At 41.6% G+C, this 17393-nt stretch carries 13 protein-coding genes, 2 tRNA genes and 4 pseudogenes; 4 read left to right on the top strand and 15 right to left on the bottom strand.

What is annotated here, in order from left to right; genetic code table 11:
* Position 1 precedes the first annotated feature (1 nt).
* The 4 genes and pseudogenes from IQ276_RS00740 to cas1 form a co-directional block, all read right to left on the bottom strand.
* On the bottom strand, positions 2-814 hold the full coding sequence (locus IQ276_RS00740) for a TnsA endonuclease N-terminal domain-containing protein (RefSeq protein ID WP_193925757.1): 813 nt from the start codon (positions 812-814) through the stop codon (positions 2-4).
* Positions 815-1785: 971 nt separating this feature from the next.
* Positions 1786-2073: a CRISPR-associated endonuclease Cas2 gene (gene cas2 / locus IQ276_RS00735; protein ID WP_190883992.1), complete on the bottom strand. Its 288-nt coding sequence runs from the start codon at positions 2071-2073 to the stop codon at positions 1786-1788.
* A 22-nt stretch (positions 2074-2095) separates the two neighbouring features.
* Positions 2096-2356: pseudogene (locus tag IQ276_RS00730) on the bottom strand (type I-D CRISPR-associated endonuclease Cas1d); the annotation flags it as partial.
* A gap of 103 nt (positions 2357-2459) precedes the next feature.
* Positions 2460-3053: pseudogene (gene cas1, locus IQ276_RS00725) on the bottom strand (CRISPR-associated endonuclease Cas1); the annotation flags it as partial.
* A gap of 316 nt (positions 3054-3369) precedes the next feature.
* On the opposite strand from cas1, the gene IQ276_RS00720 reads away from it, so the two are divergent.
* Together IQ276_RS00720 and IQ276_RS00715 are read left to right on the top strand one after the other, a co-directional pair.
* A complete protein-coding gene (locus IQ276_RS00720) occupies positions 3370-3702 on the top strand; it encodes a hypothetical protein (protein ID WP_193923995.1) in 333 nt (110 codons plus the stop codon).
* A gap of 2 nt (positions 3703-3704) precedes the next feature.
* Positions 3705-3974: a hypothetical protein gene (locus tag IQ276_RS00715; RefSeq protein WP_193923992.1), complete on the top strand. Its 270-nt coding sequence runs from the start codon at positions 3705-3707 to the stop codon at positions 3972-3974.
* A gap of 698 nt (positions 3975-4672) precedes the next feature.
* Here the strand turns inward: IQ276_RS00715 and IQ276_RS00710 are convergent.
* A pseudogene (locus IQ276_RS00710) lies at positions 4673-4981 on the bottom strand (hypothetical protein); the annotation flags it as partial.
* 67 nt (positions 4982-5048) lie between these two features.
* On the opposite strand from IQ276_RS00710, the gene IQ276_RS00705 reads away from it, so the two are divergent.
* Positions 5049-5903, top strand: coding sequence for an IS5 family transposase (locus IQ276_RS00705; RefSeq protein WP_235115308.1), 855 nt, complete (start codon positions 5049-5051; stop codon positions 5901-5903).
* Between the two features lie 15 nt (positions 5904-5918).
* Here the strand turns inward: IQ276_RS00705 and IQ276_RS00700 are convergent.
* Together IQ276_RS00700 and IQ276_RS00695 are read right to left on the bottom strand one after the other, a co-directional pair.
* Positions 5919-7040, bottom strand: a pseudogene (locus tag IQ276_RS00700) (hypothetical protein); the annotation flags it as partial.
* A 327-nt stretch (positions 7041-7367) separates the two neighbouring features.
* Positions 7368-8654 (bottom strand): hypothetical protein, encoded by a 1287-nt coding sequence (locus IQ276_RS00695; protein WP_193920803.1) that lies wholly within the window; start codon positions 8652-8654, stop codon positions 7368-7370.
* A gap of 161 nt (positions 8655-8815) precedes the next feature.
* On the opposite strand from IQ276_RS00695, the gene IQ276_RS00690 reads away from it, so the two are divergent.
* On the top strand, positions 8816-9295 hold the full coding sequence (locus IQ276_RS00690) for a hypothetical protein (protein ID WP_193920801.1): 480 nt from the start codon (positions 8816-8818) through the stop codon (positions 9293-9295).
* A 74-nt stretch (positions 9296-9369) separates the two neighbouring features.
* Here IQ276_RS00690 and IQ276_RS00685 read toward each other — a convergent pair.
* From IQ276_RS00685 to IQ276_RS00645, 8 genes are all read right to left on the bottom strand, one after another.
* A tRNA-Gln gene (locus tag IQ276_RS00685) sits at positions 9370-9441 on the bottom strand.
* Between the two features lie 563 nt (positions 9442-10004).
* Positions 10005-10088, bottom strand: a tRNA-Leu gene (locus IQ276_RS00675).
* A gap of 67 nt (positions 10089-10155) precedes the next feature.
* Positions 10156-11277 carry a glycolate oxidase gene (locus IQ276_RS00670; RefSeq protein WP_193920799.1) on the bottom strand — a complete coding sequence of 374 codons (1122 nt, stop codon included), beginning with the start codon at positions 11275-11277 and terminating at the stop codon, positions 10156-10158.
* 49 nt (positions 11278-11326) lie between these two features.
* Positions 11327-12292, bottom strand: a complete 966-nt coding sequence (locus tag IQ276_RS00665) for an RpnC/YadD family protein (RefSeq protein ID WP_193920797.1) — start codon at positions 12290-12292, stop codon at positions 11327-11329.
* Positions 12293-12419: 127 nt separating this feature from the next.
* Positions 12420-12635 (bottom strand): ribbon-helix-helix domain-containing protein, encoded by a 216-nt coding sequence (locus IQ276_RS00660; protein ID WP_190879232.1) that lies wholly within the window; start codon positions 12633-12635, stop codon positions 12420-12422.
* A gap of 397 nt (positions 12636-13032) precedes the next feature.
* A complete protein-coding gene (locus tag IQ276_RS00655; protein WP_193925976.1) occupies positions 13033-13911 on the bottom strand; it encodes a M48 family metallopeptidase in 879 nt (292 codons plus the stop codon).
* A gap of 242 nt (positions 13912-14153) precedes the next feature.
* On the bottom strand, positions 14154-15515 hold the full coding sequence (gene murA, locus IQ276_RS00650; protein ID WP_190884804.1) for a UDP-N-acetylglucosamine 1-carboxyvinyltransferase: 1362 nt from the start codon (positions 15513-15515) through the stop codon (positions 14154-14156).
* A 389-nt stretch (positions 15516-15904) separates the two neighbouring features.
* Positions 15905-16816, bottom strand: coding sequence for a bestrophin family protein (locus IQ276_RS00645; protein ID WP_193924897.1), 912 nt, complete (start codon positions 16814-16816; stop codon positions 15905-15907).
* Positions 16817-17393 lie beyond the last annotated feature (577 nt).

The raw sequence follows: 17393 nt of genomic DNA, 5'->3' as shown, positions 1-17393 counted from the left end.
CTCATATGGTTGAATTTCTTCGGGAATAATTTTTCTGGTCTCTGGTGGTTTTATAGGGAATTTTAAAACTCACTCTTTCTGCTTCTGAGCATAGCGCGGATGATTCTAAGTCCACATATATCCTTTGGTCTGCTATCAATTTATATATGTAATCTGCATTGATTCCTGCTGCAATTAACTCTGATAATTTTATTCCTGGACTAGCGGAGATTATTTTGATTGTTTCAACTATCTCTTGTGTGGGAACTTCTAATTTATCCGATAAATAATCTTCTAAAAAATAGAGATTTCTCTGTTTCCTCCAATTAATTTCTTGGTCGGAGCAAACTTGATAATATAATCCCCAATTTTTGGCAAACTCTTCTCCTGGGGGACATCGCCAATTGCCGTTACTATCTGACTGGTAACGATTTGGCATTTTTGATGCTAATTTTTCCAGTTCATCTGCTGTTTTACATTCTGACCAACCTGCCTGATCTCGTCTAATTACAAAAAAGTCTGGTGTATGTAATACTCCTATTTGTCTTCCATTTAAACAGCAGTATTGCAATTTGATTTTTGGTGGTTGGTCGTAATATTCTAAAACCTCTGGGTCATATTCCATTTCATATATTCGTGCCAATTCGTTCCGGTGGCTCTCAAACTGAATTATCACTCCCATTTTTTTACTGGGATATCGCCCGACAACATTCCCAACCCTTCCCCTGACTCGTCTGGAAGGTGGAGAACTCCGTATACTTTGAATCATTCCATACTGCTGTGATGACAATGAGAGTGATGCAGACCATGAGCTAAACTCACCTTCTGTCAACATTGCTACCTCGGTATGCAATTTCTACCTTAATTGCATACTTATATTTAAGCCAATATTTTTCTTCCAAAATTTAAGAATCGTTAATTCTTTCTACTTACTGACACTACCTACTTCCATAAAACCATCCTATTAGTCTTTACAACCTTTGCCTGGACTGCTATTTCCTGCTTTCTACAGTCTGAATAAACAATCATTAAAATTGGTTTTTTCCCAGTATTTGTATATGATATTATCTGCTATTTTTACCGCATTGCTACTGATGTCATCGGCATTTTCTACTTCCATATTCACATTCTCACTCCTAAAGTAGGGTAAATGCTTTTATACAGTAAACCTAACAACCGTTGATACATAAGGGTTTTCTTGATTTTTACTGGTGGCACATACTTACTGCCACGATTGTGCTTCCATTTTTATACTTACTGCCATCGTCTGCTTCCACTCTTTCATGGATTTTCTGCCAGCGCATTTTCTACATCACGAAGTAATCAACCTTTGAGGTGCATTTACTGCCATCGTCTGCTTCCACTTTACTGCCATCATGTCGGTAAAGTGACAAGAGAACTGGGTAAAATAAGTCGTTTCAATCCCTAATAGGGAGTAAGTGAAATTTCAACGATAGCATTAGCAGATAGAGAAGGATTGAGGCAAAGTTTCAATCCCTAATAGGGAGTAAGTGAAATTTCAACCTTCATCAGCTGCTAGTTTGTTAATGGTTAAGCGGTTTCAATCCCTAATAGGGAGTAAGTGAAATTTCAACTGCGGTAGCCTGAAACACAGTTTGTATTTGGTTTTCAAGGTTCGGTAGCGCGGATGCAGTAATGATAGCATGTGAAATTGACATTGGGTTTGAGGAAAATAGCTAGAACGTAGTCTGTGTAAGGTGCGCGGGTACTTTCTTAGCTATTTTCCCCAAAACTCTTGCACCAGGCGAATTTGAAGGTTACTTCCTCCAATTTCGTTTTGAACACCTACCCATCCGCGCATTCGGCAAAGAAAATAGAGTCATCACGAATTTTTTCCCCACCAATACGTTCAACTTTACTTAGACAGCAGGCACATATAAAGTAAAAGAGGATACTATCGGTTTCCGGCTTGATTAACTTGTTCAAGCGCGATCGCAATTTTGCGTACTGTGTATCGGTGAGATGGCATTCAAATACACTGAACTGTACCCACTGTCCATAGGACTTGAGAACTTTGTGAATTTTGGTGCGACGTTTATCTTCTGAAATATCATAAGACACAACAACATTCATTGCTAGTTTTCTTCTCCGATTTCTACTTCAAAACTAATGGTGGATATTTTTCGGTTTCACCCATCAAGTATTTGGCTAGCAATCTAGCCTGTAGTTCAAATGCTTCTTGATAAGTACATTTGCGTCCGAATACAGGATGTTTAAACTCGGATTGTTTCTTTTGTGCATATTGCTGCAAAAATCTTTTTCGCCCTTCTGGTGTTAGCGAAACTGCTTCACTCAAGGGTTCTGTCAGGAAATCTGCTTTTGTCAACAACTGCTTATTTAATACAGACAATACTATAGGACTCCGATTTGATTTCTGAAAACATACTGAGACTGAAAAGCCCGTTTTATCTAGGGTTTTATCTGAAATCTTGTTCAGAAATCAGATATGAGTCCTATATTGCGTCTACTACCAAGGGACGAAATTCTTCCATTAAGTCTAATGCCAATGATGGTCTACCGTAGCGATCGCAGTGCAAATATCCCAAATATGGATCGAATCCGGCAATGTTGACAGCACCTTGAATATCATGCCGCAATAATGAATAACCAAAGCTGAGTAAAGAATTAACCGGATCGGTTGGAGGACGGCGGACACGTTTATTAAAACTAAATTCTGTAGTGCGAATTAATTGGTCGAAGCAACCAAAATAAGCAGCACTTCCAGCACCTTCTAAACCGCGTAGTGAATTAATATTTGTGGTAGTCTCGATTGGTGCGATCGCTTGTTCTAAACGTGTTATATTCACAGATAAATCTAACCCTGAGCTTTCACGTTGACGACGAATAAGCAAGTTACGATAGTTTTTCAACTTCCCGCGCACAAAACCTTGTACTACATGAATTGCTTGGGCTGATTCACCAGCTGCTTGCCATTGGGCTTTACGCACAAAGATGTTTTTAGTCACTTCTGGTTCTATTCTTCCCAAATAACGACCATTTTCCGTGAGAAAAGTAAGAGGTATATGTCGTTCTAGTAGTTCCGATATTGCGCTAACCTCTTGCTTTCGTAACTTCCCAGGTTGACTACCCGTTGGTAGGAAATAGTTTTAATTTGCATTTTCGTTGTGCTATTTTTGACAAGTCCAAGGAAAGAAAGTGTTTGAGTCATTCAATTGCTGACGCGTAGCGTTCACGCGTGAGCAATTGATTCACCCCAAAAGATTTTTCTCAGCTAAACAAGCAGACAGAAACGCTAGGACAACAAATAACAACCACTAAGAAACAAGCTAATGATGCCCTGTATGAAACCCAACAAGGTAGAGCGATTGTTGAAGGGAAAGTAGCAAATGCAAGTTCAGCAGCAAAACTTTGATTGCTAAAACAGTTTCTACCATTCCACCTGGCAAGCGATGGAAATGGGCAGGAAACCTGAGAGCATTTCAAGCCTTCCCTAACGCTGGGATTAATAGTCAAAAATCAGAAATTGCAATCTTCAGCCTGTTTCTTAATCGTTCTAAGTTGCTCGTCCTACCAGAGTTTGCAAGTGGATATGAATTAATTTTATCTGAGGCTTATTGGCTCAGAAATCTGCAACTGACAATTTACGAATTCACAGGACAACCCAGCGATAACCTGACTGAATTAGTTGCATCTGTCAAAGACGATGTATTACGTGTTGAATCTAAAATTGATGTTCTTTAAATATGAAAGGTTTCACAGCAGGTGATTTAATCGCTCTAGGCGGTTTGATATTGGCAACTGTAACCACTGTCATGGGCGGGGTGTTATGGTATGCCAATGCTGAAAAAAAGAAATATGCATCTGAAAGAGACTTTGCTCACATGCGGCGAAATCAAGAGCAGATGCAGCAAGGCTTGAACAACTTGCTGCATGAACTAGACAGACGTTTTGATGTTGTTGAGCGGGATATTTTGGAAATCAAAGCTTCTTTGAAACTTCCTAAGCGCGATTAACTCACTGGGGATTCAGCGTAAAGGATGTTTACTGATTTTTCCAAGGCTAATAAGGTTGAGAAGTGTAAATCTTTTAGCTATTCGAGCATACTAAACTTACATATTTTTGATTTTCTAAATTCATCGCCCCATCAGCTTATTTCTTCCAAGGGAGTTTAGTACCCATTTCCGTGAATGCTGAGAAGATGAGATAAAGAATCAGTAACCCCGCAACTGCAAAAAAAGCTAGTAAATCACTATTCATAATTACTTTTGGCTAAAACTTTGCTAATCATAACCTACAGTTGTACGCTCTTACACCCGATTCATTTGTTCCAAAGATTTTTGCAAATGGTATTGAGTTGTGTGCAGAATTGATATCTCCCTCGGTTAGAAACCGAAGGATTCTAAACTGATGTTGCTACGGGGTCTAAAAGACCCACTCCGCAACGTTTATATGATTTATTTAATCTCTTGAAGAAATCAATTCGTTGTAGCACTATCAAAGATGCCCTACCCACCTCGGCTAGATTTAACCCTAGCTGTGTGGTTACTTTTCGCATGATGTTGGCGCTACCATTGCAGTCTGCATTGATAATGAAGCCATCCCTGCTTTTGTACTGACCTCTATTTATGCGGTTTCCGCTTGCTTTCCATCCATCTCCCCATCTCCCTCATCTCCCTCATCTTCCCCATTAAATGCAACTCGATATGAGCAGTTAATCTCTACCGTTTCTCTGAGTCTGTAATCTTTGGTCTTCTGGATGCAAGCTAAACCAGCCATACCAGTGACGAACTGCTAACCAGATGGCTGAAAGCAAACCTGCGAGGCTGAGGGTAAGGCCGCTAAACGGTACTAATAATCCAAACATCGGTAGTACTGCTCCAGCAATAGTGCAGATGATAGCAGCAAGGGAAGTACTGCGGCTAGCACCTAATCCCCATGTCAAAAACAATAAGATGATGGAAATGAAAGCCCAAGCCAATTGAGCATCTATCAACCGAGCCAGATAGGTCAAAGCCAATATAGAACCCATTTGACATCTTGTGAGGTTTTGAATTAAGGTACTCCTCAGCATCTAAAATCCAATACTAATGGCGTATTCCAGCAACCTCACTGATGCAGAATGGGAAATTTTTGAACCCTTATTGCAAGAGATATTACCGACTAAGAAGCAGACTCGACCGACCAACTGGCCAAAGCGAGATATCTTCAATGGAATTCTCTATCAACTAAAAAATGGATGCAATTGGCAAGACTTACCTAAAGACCTCCCCCCTTATTCCACTGTATATTGGCACTACAAACAGTGGCGAGCAGCCGGGGTATTTGAGGAACTGATGAGTGTCTTACATGGACAAGTGCGTGAACAGGTAAAAAAAAAACCGCACTGGACGACATTGATCATCATTGACTCCCAAGCAGTGAAAAATACCTGCAACGCCAGTGTGGAGTCGAAAGGTTTTTGCTTCTACAAAGCCACCAACGGTATTAAAAGGCATTTGGCTATTGACACCCTTGGGTTTCCCTTTTTTACGCTCTGTACTCGCGCCAATGTCTCGGATGATGCCGGATTAATTGAGATGTTTACTCTCAACATCGACTACTTCAAGTCAAAACCTATCGATATTCCCAAGATTACTATCCTGCTAGATCATGGGTATCACCCAGAATATTTGACTCAGGAGTTAGAGCGAATTTACCCAGAGATCATGACCAAAATTCAGTTTCAACTTTCTACGAAACCCTCAAAACAAGAGAAAGCGGCACAAGGAAAATCTGGATTTGTTCCGGCAATAGCTAGATGGGTGATCGAACGCTCCAATGCTTGGATGGAGCGCTGTAAAATTCTGGTTAAGAACTTTGAACGAACCCTGGTTAGTGCCACTGCCAAACTCAATATCTGCTTCATCAGGCTAATGATTAAGAGGCTTGCAGCACCTTCTTAGATGTCAAATGGGTTCTATACAAGCAAAAAATATACTACCAGCGATCGCTATATTTTTGAAACTCATCGGCAGTGATAAATATAACAATAATATCCACCACAAAAATATTGCTGGTGCTAGCAACAACAGCCGAGGAATGATGCCAGTGTGACGAACGGGTTCGGTATTAGTAAACACTCCAAATGGATTTTTAACTGAAACATTATCGTTGAATATCCAAGTAAACTGAGTGCTGCGCCCATCAACTTTTATCTCATTCGGTACAATACCGCTGGCAAAATCAGCCGGAGCAAAGTTGGCAATTGCTGTGAGGCGGAAGTTAGAAAGCAACTGTCCGGTAGCATCATAAACCCAGCGCGGCCCCCCTTGAGCTTGATAGGTAACTCGAAAGGTGGTTGCTTCCCCTGGTTGCAAACGGAAGGGAAAGCCATAGTCTCCGGGATTGGTTTGTTGTAGCCTAGTACCATCACGCTCTACTTTGTAGCTAGCAAGTAGCGAGTAGCCATTAGGTGGCGATGCTTCAAAGAAAAAATTATTAATATTGTTAAGTTGGTTAACTACTTTATAATCAGCAGTGTATTCCACGCGATAAATTGAACTGCGACCTGGAACATCTACACTTTGGTCAAGTTTGACTTGAATTTGCGAACCAGCCAAAGTCAAGAAGCGGGTAACTTCTCGCGTATCATTGACCTTAACTATCTTGCCGTTGACTTGGGTTGTATATGAATACGGCTCTTGAATAGAGTAGCGCACTTGGGGGGCAGACTGTTCGAGCCTTTCACCTGCAACACTTTCCGCGACTTGAGCCACCCTTGCTTGTTCCCAGTGATGGTAGCGATTGCTCAAAGTTGAACAGAGAAAAAATCCCGGCACCAAGAGAACTAATACTAGAGTTAAATGTTGTAATCCCCGCAACAGTTGGGAATAACGAACAGCCCATTCACCAATGAAAATGACATTTTCGCTTTGGTGGCGACGTAAAGAAAAACTCACCAGAGCGATCGCAATTCCCAAAGCTATAACTAAAAATACTAATAATAGTGAAGCTGTAACCGCTTGAGTTCCAAATTGCACAAGCTCAATCGGATGTGTTAAATCAGGTAATCCAGGAATACCTTGAGCAGAAGATGACATGGCGTATTCTTGCAGAATTTGGAGAACCAGACCGATAAATTCTCTGAAAAGTTTCTCCACGACAGTTTTATATGATACCCCAGCAGTTTTTCTCCTTTAGTCCACCCACAACAAAAAATCAACAAGGGGCTTCACCCCCTTGTTTTAACCCAAAACCCTCATGTAGAGACGCGATTTATCGCGTCTTTTAGGTATCACGTCTTTTAGTGAAATGTAGGGTGCGTTATGCCGTAGGCTAACGCACCGTCAACGATTCTCCTGTATCTAAATCCGCCAACCTATTGATTCTGACTCCTGAATTCTGACTCCTGAATTCTGAATTCTTCTTCAAGATTCATCTAACCGTCGTTGCCATTCAGCATCAATTTGTGCAGAACGTTCGACTTCCTGTTCCATTAAGTCGGTTTCCGTCGAATAGACCAATTCTTCATTCCCAATAACTTTTTCTGCCGCAAACTGATGTGCAAAGTCAATCTTTTGCTGCAAAGAACTATCTGCACTTGCTAATAGCCTAGCGCGATCGAGGCGATCGCGGTTGCGTGCAGCAATTTTTTGATTGCGCCACTTAATCCAAAAATAGCGCAATAACGGTATCCCCAAAAAACCAACTCCATAAGCCAACAGCAGCCAATAAATTCCTTGCACAAAAGCCACTAGTCCGCCTAATTGAGCAGCAACAGTACCATCTCTCAATAAACTTCCCAATACTAAAGCGCCAACAAAATTAAGGGTACCCAAGCCAGCACTCAGCATAATTTGCCCTGAACTTGCAGCACTAAAACGCCAGGGAAATTCCTCTAAGTAAACTGATATTGAATGACGACGCTTTTTAGCTGCACTTACCTGCAACTCTGGGAAGTAATATACAATTTGCCCTTGGTCACTGACGGATGGTTGTCCATTAAATCGCGTCAGCACCGGCAGCATATAATCTTCGTAATCTCTTTGATATCCCTCCCCAATGTCATCGAGATACGGAGAAATTTGTTCTGCTACCACTGCGCCACCGTTACTGCGAATCACCGTAGCGATTTCTTGCCAGCGACGTTCTTCTAAGTTGGCGTTAGGATTACCATCCCCAAATAAAAACGAAAACACAGCTTCAAAGAAATTCAAATCGCTTTGTTGTCGCCTTTCATCTCGCCGTTCCTGGTAGTGGGTATTATGATCTGGGCTAAAATACCAAAATAAATCTGGGAAAAAGAAGAACCCACCGCCGGAATTACTGCGCCCATTATCACTGTCACGGTCTGAATTGGCAGCGGTGATGATAATAATGATGGTAATACTGATCAAGGCGATGGAAACAGTTAAGAAAATTCCAAAAGAAATCCGAATCAGGTAAAATAGAACACTCCAGACTTTTTTCCACCATTCCTGCAATCGTAACCTGAAGTATTTATTACGTAAAATTGAGCGGAAATTTTTCGGAAATAGGTAAACAATATCACCTGAATCTGCTACTTGTAAATGTCCGCCAGCATCAGATGCTAGGGCTAACAAGCCAAGATTAGCTTGGGCGACATTCAATCCTGCCTGAGTTGCCACATCACCAACGGTGACACGGTAACCCAGTTGTTCCACCGCTTGCATAATGGTGGGATTGAGAGTCATTCCTCTCCCCTCCTGCGAAAATATACTCTTCTTTTTTCAAGTATAAAGTTTTATTTTGAATGCCTTGTCAAAGACATAAATAAACTCACAAATAACTTGACACGCAATATGTTAAAATTATTTTCCTTGGTTTAATTAACCAGCAAATTTTCTGCCTAAATATGGTTCAGTACACCCTCGCTCAAAGCCCAGAAATTATCCTCACTGTTTCTGGAAAAGATTCAGCCAAAGCCCGTGACAAAGCAATGGATCAGTTGATGGAACTGATGGATGCAGGTAAGCTACCCACGGAACTCGAAGAAGGATTTGGTCCTCAACAACTAATTGAGGTTAAAGAAGCAAGTATTGATACTGCTAACGGTGAGGACACCATTACCCAAGCTGTTCAGGTTTTGAGTAACTTGGCCACCCTCAAGCTGAAAGTTCAAGAGTCACGATCTGAAGCGTTGGAAATTCGTAAAGCGGTTGATGTTCTGTTCACTGACGAGTCAGTGACTGAAGAAGAAATTACTCGACTCAAGGAAGGCTTTAAAGTTCTCAAAAATTTTGCTCAAGCTAATGTGCGTTACCAGGAAGCACGAACTAAAGCAGAACAAGCTCGGCAGGTTCTCGATCAAGCTCTGAAATCGCCTGACAAGTGATTTTTCAATAATGAATTTACAATTATCTAATTTAAATGCAAAAAGACAGGCTTTTATGCCTGTCTTTAGCTTTACTGGGGCGCTAGGATTCGAACCTAGGGATGGCGGGACCAAAACCCGCTGCCTTACCACTTGGCTACGCCCCAACAACTTCACCCTACCTAATATAGCAGCTAGTCATGGGTTTGTGTCAAGTACTTTTATAGTTGATTTTAAAACGTGGGTTTTTATAGGAATCCTGACTAAATTCAAAGTCTGTATTTAAAAATTCATAATTTTTCTTTTTTGCTGAACGGAAAAGGCATAAAAAAAGGGGAAGATAATTTTATCTTCCCCTGCTCTGTTATTTTTATTATCCTCTGGTTTGTTACCTTCCTTAAGTCTTTGCCGTAACATTTGCCTTTGCTTTTTGAGTTGCCGCTTCCTCGCAGAACCCCCCCTACCTTTATCATTCCTACCTTCTTTACGGGGAGATTCCCATCTTTTTAGTCGCATAATCTTTGACCTCTGTGCTACTGGATAGTTACTCTCTAGATACTATGAGTATCTGCGATCGCCAATACTAAATTCTTGTGCAAATCAAGTATTATCATTATAATACACAATATAACACAAAATTACAAGTAATTTCTTGATTCTTTTTAATCACAAGAGTTTCTCCAGACGGGGAACATCTATGAGTACAAAAATATATGATATTTTTTGGTAGTGGGCAGGAGGAGAATCGAACTCCTATGACCGCAAGGTCGCCACATTTTGAGTGTGGTGCGTCTACCAGTTTCGCCACCCGCCCATTTATTCAACTTTCCCATTATACTCTATTTCGCAGTTTTGCAACAACAAATCTAAAAATTCATCGCTTAAATCTGTGCAAACTTTAATAAACTAGCGTCAATATCCTGTAGCTTGGCACAGCCGCTAAGTGCCATTGCGATATTTAACTCATCTTGTAGAAGTGAGATCACATGAGATGCGCCGGCTTGTCCTGCTACTCCTAGTCCCCACAAAATGGGTCGTCCGATGAGTACTGCTTTTGCTCCTAATGCCAGGGCTTTGAGAATATCTGTGCCCCTACGGATACCTCCATCCAAGAGTACTTCTACCCTACCATTGACTACTGGTACTATTTCGGCTAAAGCATCTAAAGAAGCGATCGCACCATCGAGTTGTCTGCCTCCATGATTAGAAACAATAATTGCTTTGGCTCCATATTCTACAGCCCGCAGTGCATCATCTGAGCGTAAAATTCCTTTGAGAACTAAGGGTAGTGGAGATATAGACTGCAACCATTCCAAGTCCCTCCAAGTAACTGCTGGGTTTAGCTGTTGAGCAAAATAGGTAAACAACCCAGATTCGCCTTTTTCATGGGAAATATCTAGGCCTGAGATAGCTGCAAGATTCGCTAGATGTAAATCTAGGGGTAAAGCAAACTCATTACGTCTATCTTTTTCCCGCTGTCCGAGAACTGGTGCATCTACGGTGAGACAAAGTGCTTTGTAACCTGCTTTATAGGCTTTTTCTACCAAAGCACGAGTCAATCCTCGGTCTTTGTGGATGTAAAGCTGGAACCAGCGTAGGGAATCTGGAAATTGCTCACACGCACTCGCTACTTCTTCAATGCTCTTTGTTGCCATTGTACTTAACACCATGCCCACACCAGCTGATGCGGCAGCTAAGGCGGTGGCGACTTCTCCATCGGGATGAGCCAGACATTGAAAAGCCATCGGTGCAATCAACAAAGGTAATTGCAGGGGTTGTCCTAAAATGGAGGTATTGAGATGGCGATCGCTAACATCGACTAATATCCGAGGTCGTAACTTGATTCGCTCAAAGGCACTACGATTGTCTCGCAAGGTGATTTCGTCCCAAGCACCACTACTGTAGTAATCAAGGGTCATTTGGGATAGATACTGTTTAGCGAGTTTTTCGTACTCAAACAGGTTAATGGGTTGAAAGCGATCGTCGTGAGGTACAACTGTCATGGTAGCGACCTTGGGTTAAGCAATGGGATGTTTTTTAATCCCACCAAAGTTATGATAAATCCCTCAGGAACCTATTTAATAACTCTTCCCTGGATACTTGCAGCAATAAAGGAGTAAATTCTTCTGGCGATAATGCCAATAAAGGTTCAACAATTTTTCTTAGTTCTGCATCTAAAGAACCAAACCTAACTCGCAAAAAATTCTCTATAACATTGCGACGTTCTGCTCGAATTCCTTCTTGAATTCCTTCTTGAATTCCTTCTTGAATTCCTTCTTGAATTCCTTCTTGAATTCCTTCTTGAATTCCTTCTTGTTTAGCTTCCGCTAATTTTTGCTCGTAAATAGGTGATAAGCGCATAATTAAATTTCTATCCTCATCGTCTATATTTTGATTTACTTCTAAGGTCGTCTTTAAACTCAATAATAAATCTATTGCTTTGGAACGCAAGGGATTTTCTTGGGGAAGTGCTTCTAGTTCATCTATGGCTTGTTGCTGGACTCTGCCTTTACCTAGAATTCTCAACCATAATGTTTCTTCTGTCGAGGGTAATTGGTGAATAGCTACGATCGCTGTTCTCAAATAATCACCGAGAAAATGTACTCCTATTCCCCAGTTATCTTCATCTGGGCTAGTTCTAAAACCATTCAAGATAGATTCAGAAGCCGTAGGTGACAAAATCCACAAACGTGGTAATTCTGATTCTAGAATCCGGTTTTTATCAGCTTTAGTTTGGCGCTTTACTTCAGCAAAGATATCAAATAACTTATTCATGCAACTGCGAATTTCTGCAATTGTAGCCGCATTTCTAAATGGTTCAATTAAAGCAGGTTCCGCCGCAAATTTGCCTAACAACCCTAATTCTATCCTATCGCTTGATTGGGGTGAAGGTATAAAATAAACATCGATCTCTCGGATTTGTGCCGGAACTTTCCGACTTGTTTCCACTTCACCTAGTGGTTGTAACAATTCTTTAAGATAGTCTTTTGCGAACTGGTCGTAGGGAAACCTGGTCATTAGCTGATTTTTGGCCTGTAGCAGTATTTTACAAGTAGACGGTTCTTCGGTGAGTCAACAGACACAGCAAGTGCGATCGCCCAATTGCTAACCTACAGTCCAACTCAACTTAATCCTAAATGCAATTTCAATTTGTTAAACCATCTGCTAGTGTCAGATCCCAATCGCTGTCAACTTCAGTAGATGCTTGTCGGTAAGCTTCTTCTAGTTCTCGGTTTCGCAGTAATTCCAATGCTTCTTCAATCACTTGAGAACGAGATTTGCATCCTTTATTTAGCTTATAATTTTCGATAAACTCCACTAAAGATGGTGGCAAGGAAATAGATAGTTTTTCGACGTTCATATTCCTACCATTAGTAGTAAAAATGACTCATACTAATATAATATAGGACTCATATTTGATTTTTGAACAAAACTCAGTACACCTTTATTGCTCCTTCCCAGTCCCCAGTCCCCAATCCCCAGTCCCTTACCTCTACAAGTCATTCAGAAATCAAATCGGATTGCTATAGCTTAATCTAAAGCATCAAAAGTGCGTAGACCCTTATTCAGCGAGTGAATTTTAGCGATCGCCTACAGATGATCTTGAGAACCCCAGGAAAAGCGATCGCAGCATCGCCCTTGCTGGGGTTCTACTCTTATTTACAGGAAAATGCACGCACTATTTCACACATAAACTGACTATGCGCTGGCCGATGAAAATCTCCCACCCTAAGAAAGTGGTTGTAATTTAAGTATATTTACCAGTTTCGCCAGCCGCCTTTGAGTGCAATTTCATTATTGGTAGGCTTAAGTCCGTGACCTTGAATTAAAGATTGATATTCTGTGCTGGTTGCCCAGCGGTCAATTTCTCGCGCCCGCAATACTGGTACTGGATGGGTTAATTGGGCTGTGCGGGCAGCTTTGACCATTTCACCGAGTTCGGTCTTGCTGATATCATCATAAGCACGAGCTTGGGCAACAAAAGCATCGAGGTTTAGTTGCGGCGCTAAGGTGGGAGAACCACCAGCTAGTTTCATCAACACGGACATAACAACTTTGGGGTTTTGGGTTGCTAGCAATGCGGCGCGATCGCAGGTAAACTCAGCACAGCGTACCCATTCCAAAAGTTGTGCTTGTATCGCTTGGGCAATGAAGCCTCCGACATTGGGGACAATTGCCGCAGCTAATATTAATAAATTCACAGGCGTCAAGTAAACACTATGGTCACACTTGAGATGTCCCAACTCGTGGGCAATTACCGCTTGGATTTCCTCTGGTGTGAGGATATCAATTAAGGATGTGTGCAGGACAATAAAAGGCTGCTTACCCCGCACAGCAAAGGTGTAAGCGTTGGGAGCCGGATGCTGTCGGACGTACAACTGGGGAGGCTCGATATCCAAGATTTTGCAGGCTTCTAACAACAGCTGGTGTAAATCAGGCAGTTGTTTTTCACCCACCAGAATGCTTGAGGCAATATTTTCCACATAAAAAACCTGCTCTGCCATTGGGCCTAGCCAATTTCGCACCAACATATCGATGCCTGGTATCTGCTTGAGGGCATTAGTCGATTCTAGGTCTAATGGATGGCGAAATGAATCAGCTTTTAAACCAATCAGGGGGGTTTTGAAGAAGGACATAGTGCAGCAAGCTATAAAAAATACAACTATGGAAACTGGCTGCTTAAATAAACAGCCTCCCACAGATAGTATAGCGATTTAAGTAGGGTCGGCATTACCTCCTGACATAGCAGGGGGTAGGGGGGATTTAGGAGTTAGGAGTTAGGAGTTAGGAGTTATTCTCCCCCTGCTCCCCCTGCCTCCCCATCTCCCCCTGCCTCCCCATCTCCCTCATCCCCCTCATGAGAGCATCAATTTCAACTTCACAGACTACTGACGCTGGGAACGATTTCTACATCTACTGATGGTTCACCCACCCGCAGGATTTTAGCTCCCAATTGCTGCAACTTGACATCAAGTCGATCGTAGCCGCGATCGAGGTGCTGTAATCCCTGAATTGTGGTTTGTCCTTCTGCGGCTAGTCCTGCTAAGACTAGTGCTGCTGATGCTCGCAAGTCTGTGCCCAATACTGGTGCGCCAGAGAGCTTTGGTACTCCCCGGACAAAAGCAGCATTGCCTTTGACACGAATATCTGCCCCCAAACGATTTAACTCTGAGGCATGACGCAAGCGATTTTCAAACACAGATTCGTTAATTACGCTGTCGCCTTCCGCCAATGTCAGCAAAGCCATGAACGGCGCTTGCATATCTGTGGGAAAACCTGGATGGTATTGGGTTTCAATATCTGTTGCCTTCAGGGTTTCTGCTGGGAGAATACGTAAGTGTTCGGGCGCTTCCTCGATGATTGTGACTCCAATATCCCGCAGCTTCGCAATCACTGGTATGAGATGTTCTGGAGCCACCGGCGAGAGAGACAGTTCTGAGCGGGTAATTGCCGCTGCCAGTAAAAACGTCCCTGCCTCAATGCGATCGGGGATAATACTGTAGTCAACAGAATGCAACTTGGGGACTCCTTCGATAATAATTCTGCTAGTCCCCGCCCCAGTAATTTTTGCTCCCATCGCGTTACAGAAGTTAGCCAAGTCAACTACTTCTGGTTCTCTGGCAGCGTTTTCGATAATTGTTTCGCCCTCTGCCAAGGTAGCCGCCATCATCAAGTTTTCTGTGGCTCCGACGCTGGCGATATCTAAGTAAATTTTCGCTCCTTTTAACCTCCTGCTGCTGCCAGGAATGTAGGCATTACAAATGCCATGTTCAATCTGCACCTCAGCTCCCATTGCTTGGAGTCCCCGGACATGCAAATCAACTGGTCTTGCTCCAATAGCACAACCACCTGGTAAAGGCATCTGGGCGACTCCTAGTCTTGCCAGAATCGCACCAATAGCGAAAAAACTCGCCCTCAACTGGGTAACTAACTCGTAGGGAGCTTTTGATGTTTTAATTTCGCTGGCGTTGATGTCTAGGATGTCACCCTGTCGTGTTAAGCGTACACCCAAAGCCGATAACACCTGACCCATCCGCTCTACATCCGCTAATAAGGGAACATTACGGATGCGACAATCCCCTGGACACAGCAAGGCTCCAGCCATGATTACTAATGCTGCGTTTTTTGCCCCGCTAATTTTCACATGACCTTGTAAAGGATGCCCACCCCAAATTTGCAAGACTGAGGAGTCTGCATTCGGAGCAAATTTGGCATCTGGTAAGTTGCTAGAAGGATTAATAATCCTACCTCCAAAAGTAATAGGTATTTTATATGTTTGAAGTTGGTTTTGATTCTACAGTAAAGATTCAATTTGTCCACGTTTTAGGACAAAATATTTGATTGAAAAACTGTGTTTTTGGTCAAAAATAACCGCCAAAAGCCATGATTAGCAAGCTTTTCGGGATTTTGTAAAATCTAAGAAAAAGTAACAACTAAGTAGTAACTACAAGTAGCGCTTAATACTCAATAATCTAACTTAGGTATTGGCTAAAAATCAATACTCCAATGGATATTCCTAGCTTTGAGGTAGGACGAGACTTTAACTGATGGCTCAGTTAATTACTATCTTGTTGTTCACAAGTTTTATTTGTGGGAAGTTGCAAAGATCAAACAAATTCTGAAAATTTTTCAATAGGTCACATTATTTTCTGGCGATCGCGCATTTGGAGTCAAGCTCGTTAAATCGTCGATGTTGCGTTTCATTGTATTGCAGATTGCATCTAGGGGTAAGTCATTGGCATCATAACCAAAGGGATTTTCTATTTCCAAACCGATGGCTTCAATACCAAACACTGTAAAACCAACTAAAGCAGCAATTAAGCCTGTCCACCAACCGAGACTACTCACAATTTGAAATGGTAGTAGTAAACAATATAGTGACAGTAATTGCTTCAGATGAATTGCATAAGCCAGGGGCATTGGTGTTTTTAAAATGCGTTCACAAGCACCTAAATTATCCACAAGATTATTTAATAATTCTTGCATGGCTGTTAATTGGTAGCTATTGATGCAGTTACGATTGTATTGCTGCTGTAAATAATCTGCTATCCAAAAAGCTACTTCTATGGGAGGATTATTCATAATCTTCAGTTTCACATACTTACTAGATGGCATTAATTCTTCTAATTCATCATTGACAGATTCTCCGCGCAAATGTAATTTAGTTGCCACAGCAAAAGCTACCAATAAATTTAATGCTGTAATTTTCTTGTCTTTATCATCTGGGGATATTTCATCAATTGATACCCAAATTTGCCGCGCCAGGTTTCGGATATTATTTACTAGAGAACCCCAGCATTTCCTACCTTCCCAAAATCGTTCATAAGCAGTATTTGTACGAAATACAAGTAACAAACCCAAAACAATACTAGGGATAACGCTTCCTAAAATAGGTTGGGATACAGGCAGCTTCCAATGATAAAGTACAGAAACGAAAAATCCAAAAATTCCACACCATAGAACCTTTTTATAAATCGCCTTTACTACTGAACCCTTAAGTTGTAATTTTGTGTCTATCCATTTCAGGTTTACAGCACTCATGTAGTCACCCTAAGAGAACATCTTAATAATTACTTAAAAATAATAGCTCTAGAGTCAGCAATCTTGCCAAGTAGAATAACGTAAAAATTGGCACTATGAATCAAGGAAGTATGCTTGTATCAATGACTGTATAGCAATCCTATAGCAAAAGCCTTGGTGGTTAAGACATTAACAGATGATAAACCTAGACACAAAAAGACTTTTCACCCAGTCCCCAGTCCCCAGTCCCCAGTCCCCAGTCCCTTGCTATATTTGATTTATAAACTACTCATAGAGACAGAGAGTAGCCAGTAGGGAGTAGGTAGAGACGCGCTTAACCCTTGTCTGTACCGGAGTAGATTTGTTTGCAACTCATTTAGGACTGCTTTCTGTGCGAAAAAATTCAAAAGCGATACCTACAGCTGGCTACGCCTATGCAGCTAATTGTAAAGAAATGTAAAAGTTTCACGTAGGCTGCATAAATCTCGCAAACTGCCTTGATAAGTCTATAGAAGAAAAGGTACACGCCTATCGATGATGACCGTAAGGGATTAATCGCTATCATGTACCCTAGTAAATCAGCAAGTTCTAACCTGTA

The sequence above is a fragment of the Desmonostoc muscorum LEGE 12446 genome (assembly GCF_015207005.2).
Taxonomy (GTDB): Bacteria; Cyanobacteriota; Cyanobacteriia; order Cyanobacteriales; family Nostocaceae; genus Nostoc; species Nostoc muscorum.
This window is presented reverse-complemented; position numbering and strand designations above follow the sequence as displayed.